This is a genomic window from Gimesia aquarii, from assembly GCF_007748175.1.
Taxonomy (GTDB): Bacteria; Planctomycetota; Planctomycetia; order Planctomycetales; family Planctomycetaceae; genus Gimesia; species Gimesia aquarii_A.
In genome coordinates this window covers 5005017-5025137 of record NZ_CP037422.1, presented here as the reverse complement: position 1 = coordinate 5025137, position 20121 = coordinate 5005017, and the positions used below count along the sequence as shown (strand labels likewise).

Annotated in this window: 17 protein-coding genes; 12 read left to right on the top strand and 5 right to left on the bottom strand. The window is 43.8% G+C overall.

Annotated features, from left to right (window positions below):
- Positions 1–2 precede the first annotated feature (2 nt).
- Complete coding sequence (locus tag V202x_RS19190) at positions 3–1271, bottom strand: rhomboid family intramembrane serine protease (RefSeq protein ID WP_145178329.1); 1269 nt, start codon at positions 1269–1271, stop codon at positions 3–5.
- A gap of 189 nt (positions 1272–1460) precedes the next feature.
- Here V202x_RS19190 and V202x_RS19185 point away from each other — a divergent pair, with 189 nt between their 5' ends.
- The 5 genes from V202x_RS19185 (at position 1461) to V202x_RS19165 (ending at position 7951) form a co-directional block, all read left to right on the top strand.
- Positions 1461–2579 carry an FtsW/RodA/SpoVE family cell cycle protein gene (locus tag V202x_RS19185; protein WP_145178327.1) on the top strand — a complete coding sequence of 373 codons (1119 nt, stop codon included), beginning with the start codon at positions 1461–1463 and terminating at the stop codon, positions 2577–2579.
- A 212-nt stretch (positions 2580–2791) separates the two neighbouring features.
- Positions 2792–4366: a pyridoxal phosphate-dependent decarboxylase family protein gene (locus tag V202x_RS19180; RefSeq protein ID WP_145178325.1), complete on the top strand. Its 1575-nt coding sequence runs from the start codon at positions 2792–2794 to the stop codon at positions 4364–4366.
- 148 nt (positions 4367–4514) lie between these two features.
- Positions 4515–4730 carry an RNA polymerase subunit sigma gene (locus V202x_RS19175; RefSeq protein WP_145178323.1) on the top strand — a complete coding sequence of 72 codons (216 nt, stop codon included), beginning with the start codon at positions 4515–4517 and terminating at the stop codon, positions 4728–4730.
- Positions 4731–4810: 80 nt separating this feature from the next.
- Positions 4811–6403, top strand: coding sequence for a DUF6798 domain-containing protein (locus V202x_RS19170; RefSeq protein ID WP_145178321.1), 1593 nt, complete (start codon positions 4811–4813; stop codon positions 6401–6403).
- A gap of 27 nt (positions 6404–6430) precedes the next feature.
- On the top strand, positions 6431–7951 hold the full coding sequence (locus V202x_RS19165) for a PQQ-binding-like beta-propeller repeat protein (RefSeq protein ID WP_232098580.1): 1521 nt from the start codon (positions 6431–6433) through the stop codon (positions 7949–7951).
- A 50-nt stretch (positions 7952–8001) separates the two neighbouring features.
- On the opposite strand, the gene murA is transcribed toward V202x_RS19165, so the two are convergent.
- The 4 genes from murA to V202x_RS19145 all read right to left on the bottom strand — a co-directional run bounded on the left by murA (position 8002) and on the right by V202x_RS19145 (position 12006).
- Complete coding sequence (gene murA, locus V202x_RS19160) at positions 8002–9438, bottom strand: UDP-N-acetylglucosamine 1-carboxyvinyltransferase (protein WP_145178318.1); 1437 nt, start codon at positions 9436–9438, stop codon at positions 8002–8004.
- 60 nt (positions 9439–9498) lie between these two features.
- The gene (prmC, locus tag V202x_RS19155; protein WP_232098578.1) at positions 9499–10416 is read right to left on the bottom strand and encodes a peptide chain release factor N(5)-glutamine methyltransferase; all 918 of its coding nucleotides are present in this window, start codon (positions 10414–10416) and stop codon (positions 9499–9501) included.
- Positions 10417–10467: 51 nt separating this feature from the next.
- Positions 10468–11550 carry a peptide chain release factor 1 gene (gene prfA / locus V202x_RS19150; protein ID WP_145178316.1) on the bottom strand — a complete coding sequence of 361 codons (1083 nt, stop codon included), beginning with the start codon at positions 11548–11550 and terminating at the stop codon, positions 10468–10470.
- A gap of 168 nt (positions 11551–11718) precedes the next feature.
- Complete coding sequence (locus V202x_RS19145; RefSeq protein WP_144985391.1) at positions 11719–12006, bottom strand: type B 50S ribosomal protein L31; 288 nt, start codon at positions 12004–12006, stop codon at positions 11719–11721.
- A 604-nt stretch (positions 12007–12610) separates the two neighbouring features.
- On the opposite strand from V202x_RS19145, the gene V202x_RS19140 reads away from it, so the two are divergent.
- From V202x_RS19140 to V202x_RS19110, 7 genes are all read left to right on the top strand, one after another.
- Positions 12611–14302 carry a dihydroxy-acid dehydratase gene (locus V202x_RS19140; RefSeq protein WP_145178314.1) on the top strand — a complete coding sequence of 564 codons (1692 nt, stop codon included), beginning with the start codon at positions 12611–12613 and terminating at the stop codon, positions 14300–14302.
- 42 nt (positions 14303–14344) lie between these two features.
- Positions 14345–15766: a UTP--glucose-1-phosphate uridylyltransferase gene (locus V202x_RS19135; RefSeq protein WP_145178312.1), complete on the top strand. Its 1422-nt coding sequence runs from the start codon at positions 14345–14347 to the stop codon at positions 15764–15766.
- Between the two features lie 79 nt (positions 15767–15845).
- The gene (locus V202x_RS19130; protein ID WP_145178309.1) at positions 15846–16925 is read left to right on the top strand and encodes a mannose-1-phosphate guanylyltransferase; all 1080 of its coding nucleotides are present in this window, start codon (positions 15846–15848) and stop codon (positions 16923–16925) included.
- Positions 16909–17397, top strand: a complete 489-nt coding sequence (ruvX, locus tag V202x_RS19125) for a Holliday junction resolvase RuvX (protein ID WP_145178307.1) — start codon at positions 16909–16911, stop codon at positions 17395–17397. The genes V202x_RS19130 and ruvX overlap by 17 nt, the downstream gene beginning before the upstream one ends.
- A gap of 86 nt (positions 17398–17483) precedes the next feature.
- The gene (locus tag V202x_RS19120) at positions 17484–18347 is read left to right on the top strand and encodes a hypothetical protein (protein WP_197992967.1); all 864 of its coding nucleotides are present in this window, start codon (positions 17484–17486) and stop codon (positions 18345–18347) included.
- A 311-nt stretch (positions 18348–18658) separates the two neighbouring features.
- Positions 18659–19117, top strand: coding sequence for a hypothetical protein (locus V202x_RS19115; protein ID WP_144985385.1), 459 nt, complete (start codon positions 18659–18661; stop codon positions 19115–19117).
- 173 nt (positions 19118–19290) lie between these two features.
- The gene (locus V202x_RS19110; protein ID WP_144985384.1) at positions 19291–20070 is read left to right on the top strand and encodes a class I SAM-dependent methyltransferase; all 780 of its coding nucleotides are present in this window, start codon (positions 19291–19293) and stop codon (positions 20068–20070) included.
- Positions 20071–20121: the final 51 nt, after the last annotated feature.

Here is a 20121-nt window from a genome sequence, read left to right as displayed (position 1 = left end):
CATCATAGTGTGACCCCCTCAACGGCACTCTGAGGTGACCGGGGATCAACCGGAGGGGCATATAAATCTTTTGGTTTTGCTGGTTTCACCTGCTGGTCTGCTTCTTTTAAAAACAGAAATTCCTCTTTAGGAAAACCAGATTCCCCTGTTAATGGCACATCTACCTGTGCGATTGTCTCTGAGTCAAGATTGAGCCGTTCCAGCCAATCATCCGATTCATTGCCAAAAACATTTCTCGCAATTTTTAACGCGTTTGCTTTTTGCTTATCTGAATCAAATTGGCCCCAAATTAATCGAGCAATTTGAACTCCCTTATCATAGGAACGATTCTTATTTAAAGATTGAAGAATAATCTTCCAGGAATTCATGGGCACAGTTTCTGTCTGGTAAAGACTTAATGCCAATTCCGCTCCAATTTTTGGCTCCCCAGGAGCCAATTCCATCCCCTGCTTTAAATAAGCAATACGTTGCTCAAGGTTATTCTCATGGCGTGCCAGATACCAGTAATATTTGCCATTCCAAACGGGATTGCAAATCAAATAGGTACAGGGAATGATTAATAAATGTGCAGCAATAAATGTAAACCGAAATGTTCCCGCAAATCGGGAACGACTGATCAATACGGCTCCTGCGAGTAAACCATAAAGAAAGCCAGCAAGATGTGCTGCGTTAGCAATATGCATGATATTGAATTTCGTTAACACAAAACACAAAATCAGCCAGCCACACCCCCAGGTGATCTCTCTCTCAGTAAATACGGCAGCGATATCTGCATTGGTCTTTCTGAGGTAAATCAGCAATCCAAACATCGCGTAGGCGCCTCCCGAAAGCCCTACTGGATAATGAGCAAAATAATATTCCGGGAGTAAAGAGATAAACGTCGCCAGGATCAGAAAAGCGGCATAAACCCAGAATCGCATTACCGGTTCGATTAAGCGCCCCAGAAAACCGATGGCAAGACAATTCATCAACAGATGCAAAATACCACCATGATGAAAGCCACTAATGAGAATCCGCCACCATTCCCCTGCCCATAGATCAAAGGGTCCGCCTGTAGGATAACCCTTCTCTTTGATCAAGGGGTGATCATGCACAAATACTAAAGGCTGAACCGCCCCCAATTTCCATAAGGCGTCATCAAACGCCTCTGCTCCGTAAGAAGTGTTTTTGACTCGATATATCTGAACAGCAGTAAATAACCCGATTGCCACCGCAATGTATGCTGCAGTTACCGGATATTTCGCACAGATTTTTCTAAATGAGTAAAACATGGAATTGAATTCAAATGACAACGATAGTCTGTTTACCGTAGGAAAGAATAGCTGATTTCTCTTGATTTGACACCAGTAAAGGGAACCGACTCTGTTGAACTGAGGCAAAAAAGATTTCTCTTTCCAAAATAGCGATTTTTCGTTAAAAATCGCTCACAATTGCTTCATAAATCCTTAAATGATCTTTTAATGAGTCACGCAAACATTCACAAAATTCCCTGGTCAATTTTATGCTGTATTCTTTTACTTATAGGATGCGGCCTGGCTGGAATAGCGCGTGGTGACGAACTATCGGGCCAAGGACAATTTTTTCAGAAACAATGCGTCTGGGCTTTCATCTCTTTGCTGGCACTCTGCAGCACAATGGTTTTCCCTTATCGAAATTTACGAGGTATCAGCTACCCCCTTTTTTTTGTAACCCTACTATTTTTAGTTGCCGTCTTTTTTATCCCTGCAATTAATGGTTCACGCCGCTGGATTCCATTAGGTTTCTTTAAATTTCAACCATCAGAACTAGCCAAAATCACTTACATCCTGGCGCTAGCACATTACCTCATGCACCGTAAAAATTATAGACGGATCCCGGGACTAATCATCCCCTTCATTTTGACATGCCTGCCTGTTTTTCTGATTTTACGAGAACCAGATCTGGGAACTTCGCTCTTATTCTTCCCCATCTTATTCGCGATGTTGTTTTCCGCAGGAGCGAGGCCAAGACACCTTATCACAATTCTCGTTCTGGGAATCTGTACTTTACCATTACTTTGGCTCGAGATGAACTCGGAACAAAAATCGAGAATTGTTGCGTTGTTTACCCAACGCGATGGAGGAGAATTACCCAAGGGAGATGGTTATCATCTCTATCAGTCGAAACAGATGTTGGCGTTGGGTGGTGTTTGGGGAAGTGAGATTGCTGGCATGCCCATTGATGATCCCGCTGCTTATCACCTTCCTGCAGGACGGACTGATTTTATCTTTTGTCTGGTCGGCGAACGCTTTGGGATTATGGGCTGCCTGTTTTGCCTGGGAGTCTTTACGTTTTTGTTTGTCAGAGGCTTACAAATCGCTACTGCAACACGCGAGCCATTTGGTCGACTTGTTGCAGTGGGGATTGTCACGCTCCTGGCTTCACAGACAATTATTAACACCGGCATGACAGTCGGACTGATGCCCATTACGGGCATGACTCTCCCCTTAATGAGTTATGGTGGTACCAGTCTGCTGAGCACATGCCTCGCACTCGGTTTGCTGATGAATATCTGCATGCACCCGGGCTATGAGATGAATTCTGAACCCTTTCGTTTCTAAAATGTCTATCATAATAGAACATTCACAACCCACATGCTCGGCTCTTTTCTAAACGTATTTAAATACGAAATTAAGAGTTCTCAATTAGGACCGGCTCATTTATATTCAGCCGTCCATGTTTTCGGTATGATCTAAGCGAATACAATTAATCGATATCCAGCACACTTTCGCTTGCTAAGTTGTTTTCCCTTTTCGCAGGTAATGAGAATTCCATGTCAATGACAGCCCCTGAATTACAATCGGCAAGAACAAGAATTCATGCTGCTTATTCTCCCGATTTATTGTCTGCAGCTAGCCAGACTTTATCTGAAGCACTCACACAACATGCGCGTTCCCTGCAAACTCCAGACGGTCAAGTTTTGAACTGGAATCCACCGCTTGAAAACATCCAACTGGCATTGCGAAAGTTAAACTCACATGTAACTTCAAGTACAGAACCGGAGGTCCAATCACAACAGCCTAAAGTCCAGGAATTTCAACAGCTCACACAATTGATGTTAGAGAAAGGACACAACTTACAAAACCCCCGATATATTGGTCATCAGGTGCCTGCCTCTGTTCCACTGGCTGGATTGTTTGACGCAATTGCTTCAGTCACGAATCAGGTAATGGCCGTCTATGAAATGGGACCATGGGCCACAGCAGTCGAAATTGCATTAATCAAAATGATCGGTAAAGAAATTGGATTTCCAACCGATAAATTCTCTGGCCTTGTCACACACGGGGGATCACTGGCAAATCTCACTGGTTTATTGGCGGCTCGGAATCTGACGTGCCCCGAAATTTGGCAACAGGGAGCATCAGCTAAGAATGAACTAATGCCTGTCATACTCGCATCCAGCGATGCCCATTATAGCTTGACCCGCTCTGCTGGTATTCTCGGAATCGGTACCGAAAATATTCTCAAAGTCTCTCTGGACCAACAACGCAGGATGAATCCGCTCGCTTTGAGAGAAATAATTTTAAAGTGCCAGAGTGAAAACCGAAAAATCATTGCTGTCATCGCCTGTGCCTGTGCCACACCCATTGGCGCATTTGATCCCCTGAATGAGATCGCTGACTTGTGTGAACAATTTCAAATCTGGTTACATGTAGATGCAGCACATGGCGGTCCAACTTGTTTTTCTCAGCATCATCATCATCTTACTGCAGGACTCCATCGGGCAGACAGTGTGGTCTTCGATGCACATAAAATGATGTTCATGCCCGCGCTATGTGCGTTCTTGTTTTTTAAAGATAAAGCACATCAATCTGCAGCGTTCCAGCAACAGGCTCCCTACTTGTTCGATCCGTCTGCACCTGAGATTGCAGAATATGATTTAGGATTAAGAACAATTGAATGCACCAAACGCGCAAACAGTTATGGCCTTTGGGGAGTCTGGTCACTGTTTGGAAAAGGTCTCTTTGCAGATCTTGTCGATGTCACATTTGAAACCGCACAAATATTTTATGAAATGCTGGAGCAAACGACTGATTTTGAACCTGTACATAAGCCAGAGTGTAATATTCTCGTTTTTCGTTATCAACCAGACTGGTTACAACAACTATCTATAGAACAACAAAACTTGTTTCATTTCAAGTTGAGAAGAGTCATTATCGAATCCGGAGAATTTTATATCGTACACTCGGTCATTGATGGTCAGGCAGCGTTTCGGATTACCGTCATGAACCCACTCACAACCGACACTCATTTGACAAAGCTCTTAGAAACGATTCGTCAAAAAAGTAACGAATTACGAACTTCTTTTCCTGCCTCAGTTCAACCAGATCATTGTGAGCAGACTTGACAATTCAGTGTCAGATCGAAAGAATCATCGCTCGGAAATAAGACAATACCAGTATCAACTGATATAATGACTATCTTATTGGTAACTAAATTATATTGCGTTTGAAATGATATCCTGAAATTTCAAATATTTATGGAGAAGTAAGCTTATGAGTGGCCCGATTGTTCGCACAGGTACCACACCACAGTTCTGGGAAAATTACGACAAAATCTTCGGAGACTCTGCCAAAAAAGGGTCTAAAAAGAAAGCCGCTGCCAAAAAGGGGAGTGCAAAAAAGAAAGCTGCCAAAAAAACACCTGCAAAAAAATCACCTGCGAAAAAGACGGCGAAGAAGAAAGCGGCCCGAAAAAAATCTAAGAAATAATCCACTCTTATTAGATTTTAAGTTCTCTACCATGCATTCTTACGGTTTATTTTTATGGCTTAACAATGTGCTCAAGTTCAGTGAACCCTGAATCCAAAGCTTCTAAAATTCCTCCTCAAGCCATACTCATGATTCTGTTAATCGGCGGTTCCTTCGCCGCCGATTCTTTTCTTCGCTTCCCTATCCCGGGAATCAATGAACCGCATTATCTAAGTAAAGCAAAACATTACTGGAACCCACAATGGGGTTCTGGTGATTTTTTTCTGGAGTCATCCAACGCGCATTCCTTTTTCTATCAGGTTATGGGGAGCCTCACTCAATGGCTTTCTCTTCATAACACAGCACTTCTCGGACGTCTTGTAGCGTTCCTGCTGTTAGCAATGGGCTGGTATCGGCTAGTCAAAGTATTAGTTCCGGGAATCTGGTCCCCCTTAATCACAGCTTGGATCTATTTAGGAATGGTTGCGATAGGTAACTTTTCGGGTGAATGGATCATTGGTGGAATCGAATCTAAGGTATTTGCATACGGTTTTCTTTTTTTGTCACTCGCCAGTGCCTGTGAGCAACACTGGAATCGAGCTGCGATCTATGCAGGACTCACCATAAGCTGGCATCCTGTCGTAGGAATTTGGGGCGTACTTTGTGGTGGATTCTCACTTGTCTGTGATTGGTATCGGAAAAGAAGAGACTTTAACAAAGCCACATATAGACAGACATTGCGATCAGTGATTTCGGCTACCGGACTGTTAATCCTCTGCTCACTTCCGGGACTGATTCCCTCAATAGGGCTCTTGGCCCAAGGCAATTCAGAACAGAACTTCGCAGCGAATTATATTCAAGTCTTCTACCGCATTAAGCATCATCTTGATCCGATGGATTTTCATTTAAGCAGTTATGTATTATATGCGATTCTATTGGCAGTCTGGTTGATCTTGAAGCGAAATGAAGGACCATCGTTTCCGAATCGCTTTTTTCAACTTTTTATCGTAGGAACAATTGGTCTTGCATGCATCGGATTACTATTGGGTGCCGGCCCACGACCAGCCAGCGAAATGCCGTATTATGCGTTTCGCATGTCACTGTTAAAATTTTATCCGTTTCGTCTATTTGATGCCTTACTCCCTATCGCTGTCACAATTTCGATAGTCAATGCTTTTCAATACTGGATTTTTCAAAACGAAAACACAGATTTAAAATTACTTCTAATCAAAAAAACATCTCTCAAACAAATGATCCCCTTGTTCAGTTTCTGCATCTTCATATCAGCGATTTATTCTGCCTGGACCTTTCCTCCGATTCATAAGATGCCACCAGCTCAGCGCACTGACTGGATTGACGCTTGCCGCTGGATCAAAAACCATACTCCTGAAACCGCACTTTTTCTGACCCCCACCCACCAGTCTGACTTCAAGTGGTATGCACAACGACCGGAATACGTCACTATTAAAGACTGTCCACAAGACGCAGCCGGCCTCATTGAATGGAATCGACGACTAAAATACCTTCGAAAATGGGGCCAGAACTATTATAATAACGGTTTTGACGAGAATGCGATTCGTGTCCTCAATAACGAGACAAAAATCACGCATCTCCTGGTAAAACGACTTGGTCCCTTTACAACACTCAAACCCATTTATCAAAATCAAACCTATAAAGTATACGAGCTCCCCTGATCATCTTCCCTTGAATGGTTAATCCTTATGAAAGACACAGGCAACTCTCGCCGTTACATGAAATGCTTGTCCGCACTGATTTTCACAAGTTGTGTGCTGCTGATTACTCCGTTACCAACTCCTCAGAATGGTACACAGGATTCGAGCATCAACGCACAATCGATCGCTGTCAAACCAGATGACTGGCCTTACTTTCTTGGACCGTTACAAACCGGGATTTCTGCGGAAACCAATTTAATTGACGAGTTTCCAGAAGAAGGTCCCGCACTGTTGTGGGAAAAAAAGATAGGTACTGGCTATAGTGCACCCTCAATTCTGGGTAATCAATTAATCATTCATCACCGACCAGACGCCAATCGAAAAAGTAAAGAAGTCATCGAATGCCTGACAGCAGATACTGGTAAACTCTTATGGAAGTATGAATATGACTCTGATTTTCGCGACCCCTATGGATATAACAATGGCCCACGTTGCTCTCCACTTTTGACTCCCAAATACTGTTATACATTTGGTGCTCAAGGCAAACTGTATTGCCTAAATCTCAAAGATGGAAAACTCGTCTGGCATCGCGATTGTCTCAAAGAGTTTGACGTTCCTCCCGGATTTTTTGGAGTCGGTTCCACTCCCATACTGGAAGGAAATCAATTGATTGTCATGGTAGGTGGCAAACCAAACTCCGGGATGGTCTCGTTCGATGCATTAACTGGGAAAACGCTTTGGGAAAACGTGGGAAAAAAAGTCTGGGACGGAACATCAACAGGTTGGGAACGTATGCCCGTTTATCAATGGCGCGGTGCAAATATAAAACTTTCCAGCTATTCGTCTCCCCTCGCTGTTACGATACATGGAAAACGTCATTTGCTGTGCCTTATGCGTCAGGGACTTGTTTCATTGGATCCTAAAGATGGTTCCGTCAATTTCAAGTATTGGTTTCGTTCCATGATTAATGATTCCGTAAATGCGGCCCGTCCAGTGGTTGTGGATGACAAGATCTTTTTGTCTGCCGCATATGAAGTTGGGTCTGCGCTACTGCAGGTAAACCCGGAAGGGAAAAGCTACAAAGAGCTTTGGCGTAACCCCACCAACATGATGACTCACTGGTCAACGACCATTCATCACAAAGGTTATCTCTACGGCTTCAGTGGTCGGCATGAACGAGGTGCTACAATGCGCTGTGTGCGATTGTCGGATGGAAAAGTCATGTGGGAGACTGATGGGACTGCACCTGTGATCGGAAAAGTAAAACGCAATCAACTAACAGGGCAGTTCCAATGGATTAATTCCGGTAAACCAGCGCCCTGGCCTTTTTACGGACGTGGTTCTGCAGTTCTAGCAGATAATAAATTCATCGTATTAGGGGAACGTGGAACTCTCGCGATTGTGAAGGTCGATCCAGACCAATTTCATGAGGTTTGTCGTACTTCATTTCCACAAATCAAATATCCATCCTGGACAGCACCGGTTCTAGCTCACAAAAAACTCTATCTTCGGAGTGAATCACATGTACTTTGTCTGGACTTTGACAAAAATTCGCAAAAAGATAAATAACCTGTGATACGACTCTTTAATACCAAATCAGCTCGTTGAGATTCGCAATCTTATCTCATGTTCGACTTCTTTGATTGGTGAGCACGTTGGTCGCTCTGGTTTTGATTCCAGTGGGGGCCAGTTAATGCATCCAGTAACTCCGAGTGACTGGGTCGGCTCTCATTATCGGTAAGCTTCAAACTTTCCGGCATATTTTTTGGTTCATCGCGCACTCTTTGGACATTGGCTCCTAATGCGATGAGTTTCTCTTCCAAACGTTCGTACCCACGATCAAGATGATAGATTCGACGAATCACAGTCTCTCCTTCCGCTGCCAAACCCGCCAAAACCAACGCAGCACTGGCTCTTAAGTCCGAAGCCATTACACAAGCACCACTGAGTCTGGAAACGCCATTGAGAATGGCACTGGCAGATTCACGACGGATCTTAGCCCCCATACGAGCTAGTTCTGAAGCATGCATGAATCGGTCGGGAAATACCTTATCGGTCACAATACTGATCCCTGAGATACCGGAAAGTAATGACATTAGTTGTGCTTGAACATCAGTGGGAATTCCAGGATAAGGTAAAGCAATACAATCGACCGATTTAAGCTTTCCCGCTACCTTTGTGAGAACCGATTGAACTCTGCCAGGCTGATCCGGAGATTCCAATACGACTGTGACCCCCACATCCCTTAGCTTTTCAATGACAGCTGTTACATGGTCAGGACGAACTCCATCCAATCGAACTTCACCTCGCGTCATTGCTGCTGCAATCATCAACGTGGCGACTTCAATGCGGTCAGGTATCACTTCATGCTCGACTGCTTGTAGTGCTTCTACTCCTTCAATTCGCAAAAATGGAGTACCTAAGCCTTCAATCTTTGCTCCCGCAGCGTTGAGAAAATTTCCAACATCTACGACTTCCGGCTCACAAGCCGCCGATTCGATCGTAGTAACCCCTTCTGCTAAAGCAGCAGCTGTCATCACATTACAAGTACCAGTGGCAGTGCTTCCAAACGCGCCTCCTAAAAAAATGTTGGCCCCACGTAATCGTTCGGCCCGTGCGATGACATATCCACGCTCAACGCGAATTTGTGCTCCTAAAGCAGAAAGGCCTTTGAGATGTAAATCAATGGGCCGATCACCAATATTGCATCCCCCCGGTAATGAAACACAAGCCATGCCCCGTTTAGCCAATAAAGGGCCCAAGACACAAACGCTGGCACGCATCCGTCGTACAAGTTCATAGTCGGCAATGCAGGCAGTTTCATCTATGGTTTTTAGGCGCAAAGCACCTGAATCATCTCGATCCACCTGCATTCCCAGAGAACTTAGCACCTGTGCTTGAGTTGAGACATCAACCAGATTGGGTATCGAGTGCAGGATGGTTTCGCCTTCACAAGCCAGAGCGGCCGCCATGAGTGGCAAAGCCGAATTCTTGGCACCACTTACGGAAACGCAACCTGAAAGCCGTTCGCCTCCGCGAACGATAAACATATCCATCCCTGGAACTCCCCGAAACTTTTAGTCAGTAAGCTTTTAAACGGAGTATATGCGATCTGATTATTTCAAGATAGGCGATTTTTTGCCAATAATGACCCTGGCACGGCCTGCCAAATCCGCTTTGACTTTCACATCAGTATACTTCTCAGATCTATCAAATAGCGATTTTAAAGCCACTTCCTGTTCGGGAGAGAATTCCAGCATTAAAACACCTTCTTCATTTAGGTACTGATGTGCTTCCTGAATAATTCTTCGATAAAAATCTAAACCATCTTCACCACCTGCTAACGCAAGCCGAGGCTCGTGTTGTCTGACATCTGCCTCCAGTAATTCTATTTCAGAATCAGGAATATAGGGGGGATTACTTACAATGAGATCGAATAGAGAATCGTGTGGGATTGATTCAAAACAGTTACTCTTTAGGAATCGAATCTTTTGAGATAAAGAGTTGGACTCAGCATTTTTCCTGGCAACCTCTAAGGCTGCCTCACTAATATCAGTTGCAAGAAATTGTGCATTAGAGCAATTAGCGGCAGCAGCGATAGCAACACAACCACTGCCCGTACACAAATCAAGTATCGAAGAAGAAGCTCGTTTTTGCGTTTCCTCAACTAATTCCATTACCAGAGTTTCAGTATCAGGTCGAGGAACCAGTACACTACTGTCGACATAAAAATCCAGGCCGAAGAATTCCCGTTTCCCTACAAGATAAGCAACTGGCTCTGATTTCGCTCTTCTTTGAACAAGTTGTCGCATCAGTGTGCGTTCTGCTTCAGTGACAACATCATCGTAGTTTGTGTAGAGACGAATTCGTTCACATTTCCGAGCAAACGCCAGTAACACTTCCGTGTCTAAACGGGGAGAATCGCTTCCATGTTTCTCCAAATGAGCCGTCGTCCAATCGAGAATACGACGTACCGTCCAAGGTTCTGCAGAAATCTTGGAAGGACTCTCGGATGCTTCTGGATTTTCTTTCACAACACGATCCATCGATTTATCAGCCAACAGAGAAACAGCAAACAAAAGCGATTAACTTTCAGAGCTATTTCCTAATAAACGCTCTTCACGATCAAACTGTAACAAGGCTTCAACCAGTTCGTCCAGGTGTCCCTGCATAATCTGATCTATTTTGTAAAGTGAAAGGTTGATGCGGTGGTCTGTTACTCGGCCTTGTGGGAAGTTATACGTTCGAATCCGTTGGCTGCGATCTCCCGAACCAATCAATGTGCGACGTTGATCGGCACGTTCATCCGCCGCCTGCTGCTGCATTTGTTCTAACACGCGGCTACGGAGTACTCGCATAGCCTTGGCTTTGTTTTTATGCTGGCTTTTTTCATCCTGACATTGTACGACAGTCCCAGTCGGTAAGTGTGTTATTCGAACAGCACTCTCAGTTTTATTGACTTTCTGGCCGCCAGGACCACTGGCATGAAACGTATCAAGGCGGATGTCATCCGGTTTAATTTCGACTTCAATTTCGCTCGCTTCCGGTAATACAGCGACTGTTGCGGCACTGGTATGCACGCGACCTTGAGTTTCAGTCTCTGGAACACGTTGAACCCGATGACCACCACTTTCGAACTGAAGTCGATGATAGGCGCCTTCACCAGAAATTGAGAAGGTTACTTCTTTGATGCCGCCCAGCTCAGTCGCATTTAAGTTGAGAGTCTCTGTTTTCCAACCTTTTTGAGCTTCTACATAGTGCTGGTACATGTCAAACAGTTCGCGCGCGAATAAGGCAGCTTCATCTCCACCTGCTCCCGCACGAATTTCCATGATCAAACCACCGCGCGTGATAGAGTCTCCTGCCACGACAATGTCTTCGAGCTCTTTCGTATGCGCCTCATGCTTTTCACAAAGCTCGTCAAGTTCCTTCTGCGCATATTCTTTGGCAGCAGGGTCTGTTTCTTCTTCGAGCATCTCGCGTGCGACTTCAATATCCTCGGCTCGCTCATTAAACTCACGAATTTCTTGAGCAACTTTACTAAGCCCGCCATACTCACGCTGGATCTCGACGAGCTTTGCATTATTGGTCAGAACGTCAGGATCTTGAAGTTGTTTTTCCAACTCTTCAAAACGCTCTAACTTTACTTGCAGGGTAGGAAACTTCATTTACCCAAATCCACGAATAAGCCAGCCAGGTTTCTCTTTTCCAAAGAAATAAATTGATATCAGGAATGAGAAAAACCAGACATAAAAAAGAAAGACACCACTGTTCACTAAATGAGGCTCTTACGGAAAGATCCGTAGAGCCTCGATAAAAAACCATTCGTAAATTTGCTACTCGCCTTCTTTTTTGGCGTCCCCTTCTTCGCCTTTTCTCTTGTCCCAATTGTATTTCTTCTGGAACTTTTCAACACGCCCGGCACTGTCAACAAACTTCATCTTACCAGTGTAGTAAGGATGCGAATGGGAACTGATTTCCACAGTCACGAGAGGATAAGTATTTCCATCTTCCCACTCGACTGTCGTCTTGGATGTGGCAGAGGAACGAATCATAAACGAATCACCAGTCGAAGTATCCTTGAATACAACTGGGTGATAGTCGGGATGAATGTCTTTTTTCATTTTCTCAGCTTCTTTGTATTACCTGATAAACTTGTCAATTTCATGAGTTGATTGCTGGCAAGCTCATGCTGGAGGGAGTATGAAAACACACCTAACCCAGATGCGATTCCCCCCTATCAATATTAATGCCTATGAAAGTGTGTCTTTGCTATAACCAAGATCCACAAGGACAAAACGGGATCTACACTTAAATTTAGGAAGCAAAACACCTTATAGAAATACTAGCTCATTGAACCATCACAGTTTACGTTTCTCTGCACGAATGAGCAAGCGCAAAGCCCCTCGACTTTATTTTATCGCAAACTATTACAATTAAACAACATACAAAGAATTTACCAAGTTAGATTCAGACTGATTCGATCAATTTTTTATAATTTCCTCAATCGCAGTCAGTTTACCTTGAGCCAATTCTGACTATAAGTCACCGATATATCTTTTCAGAACCTAAAGTTGTGAAACTAGTTCCGGATTTCATCAGGACTCTGGTTCTCTTTTTAAAATCAAATGTTGAGTAACTTGGACTCCTGATGCCGACCGTTTAGAGTGAAAGAAAAAGCAAGACAGCGAACTTAATCTCATATTTTACCGATTTAGGAACATCAAGATGGCACAGGCATTAAATTGGAATAGCCAAAATTTGACTCATGGTTGGCAGCGCGGGGTGACTGCCTTTTATTACGGTCTTGGCTTTTCTGATGAGGATTTTAACAAAGCGCAGATCGGAATTGGCGTGCCATTGCTGGATGGAAACCTCTGTAATGTCCATGCATACGACTTAGCAAAAGAAATTGCCAGAGGCTGCAAAACCACTTCCATGATCGGCTTACCTTTTGGAGTTCCCGCAGTCAGTGATAATATCACGCAAGGTCAAGAAGGAGGTAATGCGAGTCTTCCCTCGCGAAATATGATCGCCAATGCAGCCGAATGTGTTGTGAGTGCTCACTCTTATGATGCCTTGATAGGCCTTCACCACTGTGATAAAAATGGTCCTGGTTTTGCTATGGCGCTGGCACGACTCAATTACCCAGGCTTAGTGGTCAGCGGCGGTAGTATCATGCCCGGCTGCCATAAAGGACAAGATATCTCCATTTTGGATGTCTACGATTCACAAGCTTCTGCCGCCGTCGGTGCGATGGAACAATCGGAAGCCGATCAGATCCTGAAAACCGCCTGCCCGGGACCAGGCGGTTGTGGAATTGCCGCATCTTTCAATACCTGGGGCATCGCATTGGAAGCGATAGGACTGATGTTGCCTTTTAGCAGTTCAATCCCTGCCATTGATGATGCCAAAAAAAGCGAGTGCCAGAATGTCGCCTCTGCAGTAAAGAATCTGCTAGAACGAAATATTCGCCCTCGGGATATTCTCACTCGAAAAGCCTTTGAGAATGCAGCAGCAACCATCGCCGCTGTCGGTGGATCAACCAACGGCATTCTGCATTTGTTGGCTTTGGCAAGAGAAGCAAAAGTCGACTTTCATTTGCAAGACGTTCAGGAAATATTGAGAAAAACTCCCGTCTATTGTAATTTTGCACCTCGCGGAAAAAAAACAATGGTCGATCTCCATCATCTGGGCGGCACTCCAGTTCTATTAAAACATCTTCTGAAAGCAGGAATCATTAATGGAAACTGCTTAACAGTCACTGGAAAAACGCTAACAGAAAACCTGTCAGGAATTGAGGATGTCATCCCAGATCAGGAACTGATTGCCCCGCTCGGCCAGCCGTTTAAAGATTATGCCGATATTCAAGTTTGTTTTGGTAATCTCGCTCCCGGTGGCATTGTTTTTAAAGTTTCCAGTATGCAAGAATCTCATTTCAGCGGCACTGCCTGCTGTTTTAATGATGCAAAAGCTGTTGTTGAAGCAGTCGAAGCAAAGAAAATCAAACCGGGAAATATTATTGTGTTAAGAAATCTGGGCCCCGTCGCTTCGGGCATGCCCGAAGTTCTTGTTGCCACTTCCGCTCTTGCCGTTCCGGAACTGGATGGTAAAGTGGCCTTTATTTCTGATACGCGTGTCTCAGGTGTTTCGCATGGTGCTATCGGTGTGCACTGCTCTCCTGAAGCAGCCGTCGGTGGGCCTATCGGTCTTGTTCAAGATGGAGATCCCATTTCGTTTGATCTTTTAAAAGGACAAATCCAATTGGAAGTCAGTGACTCGGAATTACAACAACGTCGGGACAACTGGTCTTTGGCTCCTGTAGTTCATTCGAGAGGTTATCTGGCTGATTTCGCAGCGACAGTGTCACAGGCTCACCACGGATGTGTGAGTAAAGCGTTAATCCAAACATGTGAATGAGAAAGAAGCCTCAAACTGAAATCAGAGGAACAACATAATAAGATGACAACTCCCATATCTAATTCAGCGAAACTTTTAAAAATCTTGAAACCAAATCAACAAACACATCTGCTGCAATGGTGGAATGAATTGAATGCAGCCCAGCAGAGTGAATTAGCATCACACATTGAATCGATCAACTTTGAGCAAATAAAAGGTCTCTATTCCCCAACCAATTCCCAAATGCAGGGAGAATCGTCAGCTGAGAAGGCAGAACGTGCGACTCGTCCCGCAACGTTGATTCGTTTAGAAGATCGCATCCAGGCAGAAAACGAAACTTCACAGGCAGTCGAGGCGGGCGAGCAATTGCTTACAGAAGGTAAAGTCGGTGCCATTTTAGTTGCAGGAGGACAAGGCTCACGTCTCGGTTTTAGTCATCCTAAAGGCATGTACCCCATTGGTCCGGTCAAACAAACTTCCCTCTTCCAAATGCTGGTAGAACAATTAATCGCCAGATCCCGTAAAGCGGGAAAGTCCATTTGCTATTTCATCATGACCAGTGATGCCACACATGCAGAAACAGTTGCCTACTTCAAAGCACATCAGAACTTTGGCCTGCCAGCAGACGATCTTTACTTCTTTAAGCAGGGAACCATGCCAGCAGTCGACGCTGACTCAGGTCAGATTTTATTGGAAGAAAAGCATCGGATAGCAGTCAGCCCGGATGGCCATGGTGGTACTCTGGCAGCACTCAGAAGTTCTGGACTGTTTGAAGTGATGCGAAATAAGGGAATTGAATACCTCTATTATCATCAGGTTGACAATCCGACAGCCATTGTCTGCGACCCGGAATTTCTGGGATACCATCTACGACATCAAGCGGATGTTTCCGTGAAGGTTGTTGCCAAACGAACTGCCGACGAAAAAATGGGGATCGTCTGTGACGTAGACCAAAAAACTCAAATCATCGAGTATAGCGATCTTCCTGCACACATCGCCGAAATGAAAGACAAGGAAAACAATTTATTGCATTGGGCGGGCAGCACTGCCATCCATATTTTCAACCGTTCATTTCTGGAACAAATCGCCAACAATGATGACCTGCTCCCGTTCCATCTGGCCCATAAAAAAGTCCCGTTCCTTGATTCAACAGGTAATCAAATTTTCCCCACAGATCCCAACGCGATCAAATTTGAACGCTTTATTTTTGATGTCCTGCCTGTAGCTGAAACTGTACTCGTTTATGAAATTGACCGTCAGCGTGAATTTAACCCTCTCAAAAATGCAGAAGGGGCAGATTCACCAGAAACGGCTCAAGCAGCGCTTTGCCAGATTTATACACAGTGGTTAAAATCCTGCGGTGTGGACGTTCCCGCAAACACACCTATTGAAATCAGCCCACTGGTCGCACTGGACGAAAGCGAATTAAAATCAAAAATCTCATCGGATACAGTTTTTAAAGGCCCCATCTATTTAGGAGAATAAGACATTGTCTCTCTTGAAAAGTATCAGTTTAGTTCCTCTCATCACGTGAATCTCAACTCTAAGGCGGAGAATTAACATTATGCTCCACACTGTTGTTATGGCGGGTGGGAGCGGCACACGTTTCTGGCCGCAAAGCCGAAACACCATGCCCAAGCAACTACTCAAGTTGGTAGGGGATCGCACAATGATTCAAGCAACTACCGAACGGTGCAACCATCTGACAGATGATCAACATACCTGGATTGCTACGAATAGAGTTCTGGCTGAGGAAATCCAAAATCAACTTCCCAAGATCCCTCCAGAGCAGATTCTGATCGAACCAGTACCAAGGAATACTGCGCCTTGCATCGGACTGGCGGCGATTCATTTATTGAAACAAGATCCAGAAGCAATCATGCTGGTTGCCTCTTCAGATCAGATTATCCAACCAGAATCTGGATTTCACAGTACGATTAAGCTGGCAACCACTCTCATAGAAGCAAAACCTGACACCCTGGTATTAATTGGTGTTCCCCCGACTCACCCTGCGACAGGCTATGGATATATCCAATGTGGTCCACCTATAGAACCCCTAAAGCTGAATGGCTATCAAGTACAGGAATTCAAAGAAAAACCAGATCCCCAAACGGCACAGCGTTATTGGGATGAGGGAAACCACCTTTGGAACTGTGGGATCTTTGTCTGGAAAGCGCAAGCGATACTCGAGTCTTTCGCTCGCTTTGAACCGGAAATGCATAAGCACTTAATGCTCATCTCGGATGCCATTCAGACTCCACATTATGAAGACATTCTGAATCAAAACTTTCCCGCAATGAAATCGGAGTCCATTGATTACGCAATCCTGGAGAAATCAAAAGACAACGTCGCAGTCATTCAAGCTGATTTTGAATGGGATGATGTGGGAAACTGGATTAATTTGCAGAAATATTATCCGGCCGATTCTGATGGAAACACAATCATTGGGCTGCATTGTGGTATCGATACCTCTAACAACATTATTCGTACAACAGAAGATCACCTGATCGCTACTATCGGTGTGGAAAATTTCTTAATCGTACACACTCCCGACGCCACATTAATGGCCCCCAAAAAGGACGAGTCTGCCATAAAAAAACTGGTAAACCTGCTCAAGGAACGTGGCTATGAACGATTCCTCTGAAAACCTGGAACCACCAGATAATGAATTTCCTTCTGAAGGCCGCTTACTTGGTCTAGACTATGGAACAAAACGTGTTGGCGTCGCGATCTCCACGTTTGAACAAAACATCGCCAGTCCATTAGAAAATTATACGAGACAGTCAAAAGAAAAAGACGAAAGCTTCTTCACAAAAATAATCCATGAATATCAATGCAAAGGCTTAGTGGTCGGCTTGCCCGTTCATATGAGTGGCGATGAAGGACAAAAAGCAAAAGAAGCCCGCCAATTCGGCAACTGGATCAGTCAATTCGCCCAAATCCCAGTCCGTTTCTGGGACGAACGGTTTTCGTCAGCAACAGCCGAAGAGTTCTTAGTAAATGTCAATGTCAGTCGTAATAAGCGAAAGGCGTATCTCGATAAGCTGGCAGCTCAGATAATTCTACAGTCCTTCCTTGAGAGTTCAGACAGAAACCAAATTCCCAAATCTTTTTAAATCGATTTTGGTGCCAATTCTGTATAATAGTTTAATGCTATATCTTTTACTGAATTTCAGAACTAAATGATTTCGAACGAGAATCAATGAAGCATTTGCCCCTTGATCGTGAAGAATACATTGAACAAGCTTACTTCTTCAAAAACTATCGTGAGCGTTTGGAAGACGCCATTCCTTCACAGGTTGTTCTTGCTACGATCTATGAGGAAATACTTGCCACAACAAAACTACCAATGGCAATCGATTTTCTGAAGGGTGAGCTGCTTTTGACAGGCAGAATTTCAGATGGAATGGAAAAACTATCTCATTATTTCACCCCATTCCAAACCTTCATTTTGAAAAACGCGGAAGATGATAAATCAAAATTCGATCAGAAAACGGGTTTAAAAATTCTGGAACGCGAAGCGGAATATCGATCAGAGTCGCCCAGCAGTTCCGGGCTCTTTATTTACCAATTTGAATGTATTGCCCGCAACAGATTGGGATATCAGGCTGGATTAGATGCCATTTCAAAAGACACGATATATGATGATGACTGGTCAAAATGGATTCGAAAACTCAAGATACAACTGGGATCCATCGACTTCGCTGACTTACTGTATCTTCGCTCTCAGCATTTTGTCGATGAACAACAAAGACTTCCGGGAAATGAGAACTTTGTACCTCAATTTCCTGTTTTATTCACAAAACAAGATGGTCGAATTGCGAAAGCCAATCATAACCGTGATCCCTTATATATGTTCGCGGCACTCCAACGGCAATTGGGATATCCAGAAGTTCCCAGGCCCCTGGCAAAACCAGATAAACCAATATTCCATCCTGCTTTAGAAGCACGATTACATAAGATTGAAATGAGGCTGCAGTTGATTGATTCAGAACTAAAAGGTGAATTTGACTTGAATCAATTTATCATCAAAGAGGTAAAACTTGACGATGACGAAATGGGATAATGACAAAACATGTAACCATATGACCACACATCATATGCAATTTCTTAAATATGACTTGCCAAGCCCTTATCGATTCTCATAACATAGAATGACAGTCAGCCTACTTTCTTATTCAATGGCCTTATCAGCTGAATTGTAATTCGAAAAGTCAGGTCAATCACCAAAAATTAACTCGTTGACATCGTTAAATTAACCAACAGGAGGTAGTATTCACCTGCTTTCATAAACCAACCTAAATCAAATTGAAATGCCTTGATTTCCCACCCCATGCCTACACCCACCTTTAGTAGGATATTTAGAAAGGCTCAAAAATGTCTACTATTTCATTCGACGCTCCTGAAGCGCGTTCCGGCTATCCTTCAAGCAAATTTTTAACAACAAACTATTATCAAACAGGAATTAAAATCACAGTTTGGACGTTAGGACTCATCGTTCTCTGTCTGGCAATGGTTGATTTTTATGCCCAAACTCATGCCAATGAAACAGGAATTGCGCTGCAAAGTGCACAAAACGAAAAACTGGAAATCAACGAAGATTTGCGTATTTCGGACATCGACAAATACATTGTAGGATCTCCTGTTGTTCGAACCCGTCCCGCTGATAAATACACAAATATGTGTAAACAAATGAAAGAATACACCTGGAAAGGGTTCTTTAAAAACTATTCCATTTCTGTTTATCTCGGACTGGGAAACGATCCCTCGGTAGACTACGTTCACGGTCCTGGTGATCTTGTCCAAGAATCAGATCAAAAAAGTTCATCACTCTAAGTAACTCGAATCACTTTGATCATTCATTTCTAGTTGAACATCGGCCTTGAGCAGGCTATAACATCTGCTCAAGGTTTTTTTGTTAGATTCATTTCTAAAAGCCTGGTGCATTCAAATCTCTTTGTTCTATAAACATCTCAATGAAGTCCTGTGCAGATTAGTTAGAAAGAATTATGGAAACCATCAAAGGACATCTTTATGACTATCCAAAATACTATGACTTAATTTTTGGTGATGATTGGAAAGCTGAATTTGATTTCTTACAAAACTGTTTTGAAAAACATGCTACGAGAAAAGTAAAAAAAGTATTCGAACCCGCCTGTGGCACTGGGCGTTTGCTGATAAAGCTTGCGCAAGCGGGCTTTAAAGTCGCCGGAAATGACCTGAATGAACATGCCATTAAATACTGCAACGATCGCTTAGAACGGTCTGGTTTTCCTCGTTCTGCCGTACTGGGAGATATGGCAGATTTCAAATTAAGAAAGCCGGTTGACGCTGCCTTTAATACCATCAACAGTTTTCGACATCTTCCTTCAGAAACTGCCGCAGAGAATCATTTGAAATGTGTGGCTGATGCACTTTCACCCGGCGGACTTTATATTTTGGGAATCCACCTAACCCCGACTGTGGGTGAACCAATGCAAAGTGAAAGCTGGTCAGCACGCAGAGGCAATCTTTCGATTAATTCACATATGCAATCGATTGAGACCGATCTCAAGAAAAGAAACGAGCATCTCGAAATGACGTTTGATGTTTATACACCAACTCGTCAATTTCAACTATTTGATACGATGGACTACAGAACTTACACGGCACCACAATTCAAAGCATTGCTCTCGAAAGTACCTGAGCTAGAATTAGTCGAGCTTTATGACTTTATGTACGAAATGGACTTTGTCATTGAACTTGACGCGCAAACAGAAGATGTCGTATTTATCTTACGCAAGAAATAAGCATAGATTCTTAGAACATTTTAGTATTTCTGTAGAAGCGATCCAAAACAT

Bases quoted from the DNA above. Each gene is read 5' to 3' on its own strand.
- V202x_RS19120 (WP_197992967.1), top strand. From the start codon at position 17,484: ATGAAGCATTTGCCCCTTGATCGTGAAGAATACATTGAACAAGCTTAC.
- murA (WP_145178318.1), bottom strand. From the start codon at position 9,438: ATGGATATGTTTATCGTTCGCGGAGGCGAACGGCTTTCAGGTTGCGTT.
- V202x_RS19185 (WP_145178327.1), top strand. From the start codon at position 1,461: ATGAGTCACGCAAACATTCACAAAATTCCCTGGTCAATTTTATGCTGT.
- V202x_RS19175 (WP_145178323.1), top strand. From the start codon at position 4,515: ATGAGTGGCCCGATTGTTCGCACAGGTACCACACCACAGTTCTGGGAA.
- V202x_RS19165 (WP_232098580.1), top strand. From the start codon at position 6,431: ATGAAAGACACAGGCAACTCTCGCCGTTACATGAAATGCTTGTCCGCA.
- ruvX (WP_145178307.1), top strand. From the start codon at position 16,909: ATGAACGATTCCTCTGAAAACCTGGAACCACCAGATAATGAATTTCCT.
- V202x_RS19190 (WP_145178329.1), bottom strand. From the start codon at position 1,271: ATGTTTTACTCATTTAGAAAAATCTGTGCGAAATATCCGGTAACTGCA.
- prfA (WP_145178316.1), bottom strand. From the start codon at position 11,550: ATGAAGTTTCCTACCCTGCAAGTAAAGTTAGAGCGTTTTGAAGAGTTG.
- V202x_RS19110 (WP_144985384.1), top strand. From the start codon at position 19,291: ATGGAAACCATCAAAGGACATCTTTATGACTATCCAAAATACTATGAC.
- V202x_RS19130 (WP_145178309.1), top strand. From the start codon at position 15,846: ATGCTCCACACTGTTGTTATGGCGGGTGGGAGCGGCACACGTTTCTGG.
- V202x_RS19180 (WP_145178325.1), top strand. From the start codon at position 2,792: ATGTCAATGACAGCCCCTGAATTACAATCGGCAAGAACAAGAATTCAT.
- V202x_RS19135 (WP_145178312.1), top strand. From the start codon at position 14,345: ATGACAACTCCCATATCTAATTCAGCGAAACTTTTAAAAATCTTGAAA.
- V202x_RS19140 (WP_145178314.1), top strand. From the start codon at position 12,611: ATGGCACAGGCATTAAATTGGAATAGCCAAAATTTGACTCATGGTTGG.
- V202x_RS19115 (WP_144985385.1), top strand. From the start codon at position 18,659: ATGTCTACTATTTCATTCGACGCTCCTGAAGCGCGTTCCGGCTATCCT.
- V202x_RS19145 (WP_144985391.1), bottom strand. From the start codon at position 12,006: ATGAAAAAAGACATTCATCCCGACTATCACCCAGTTGTATTCAAGGAT.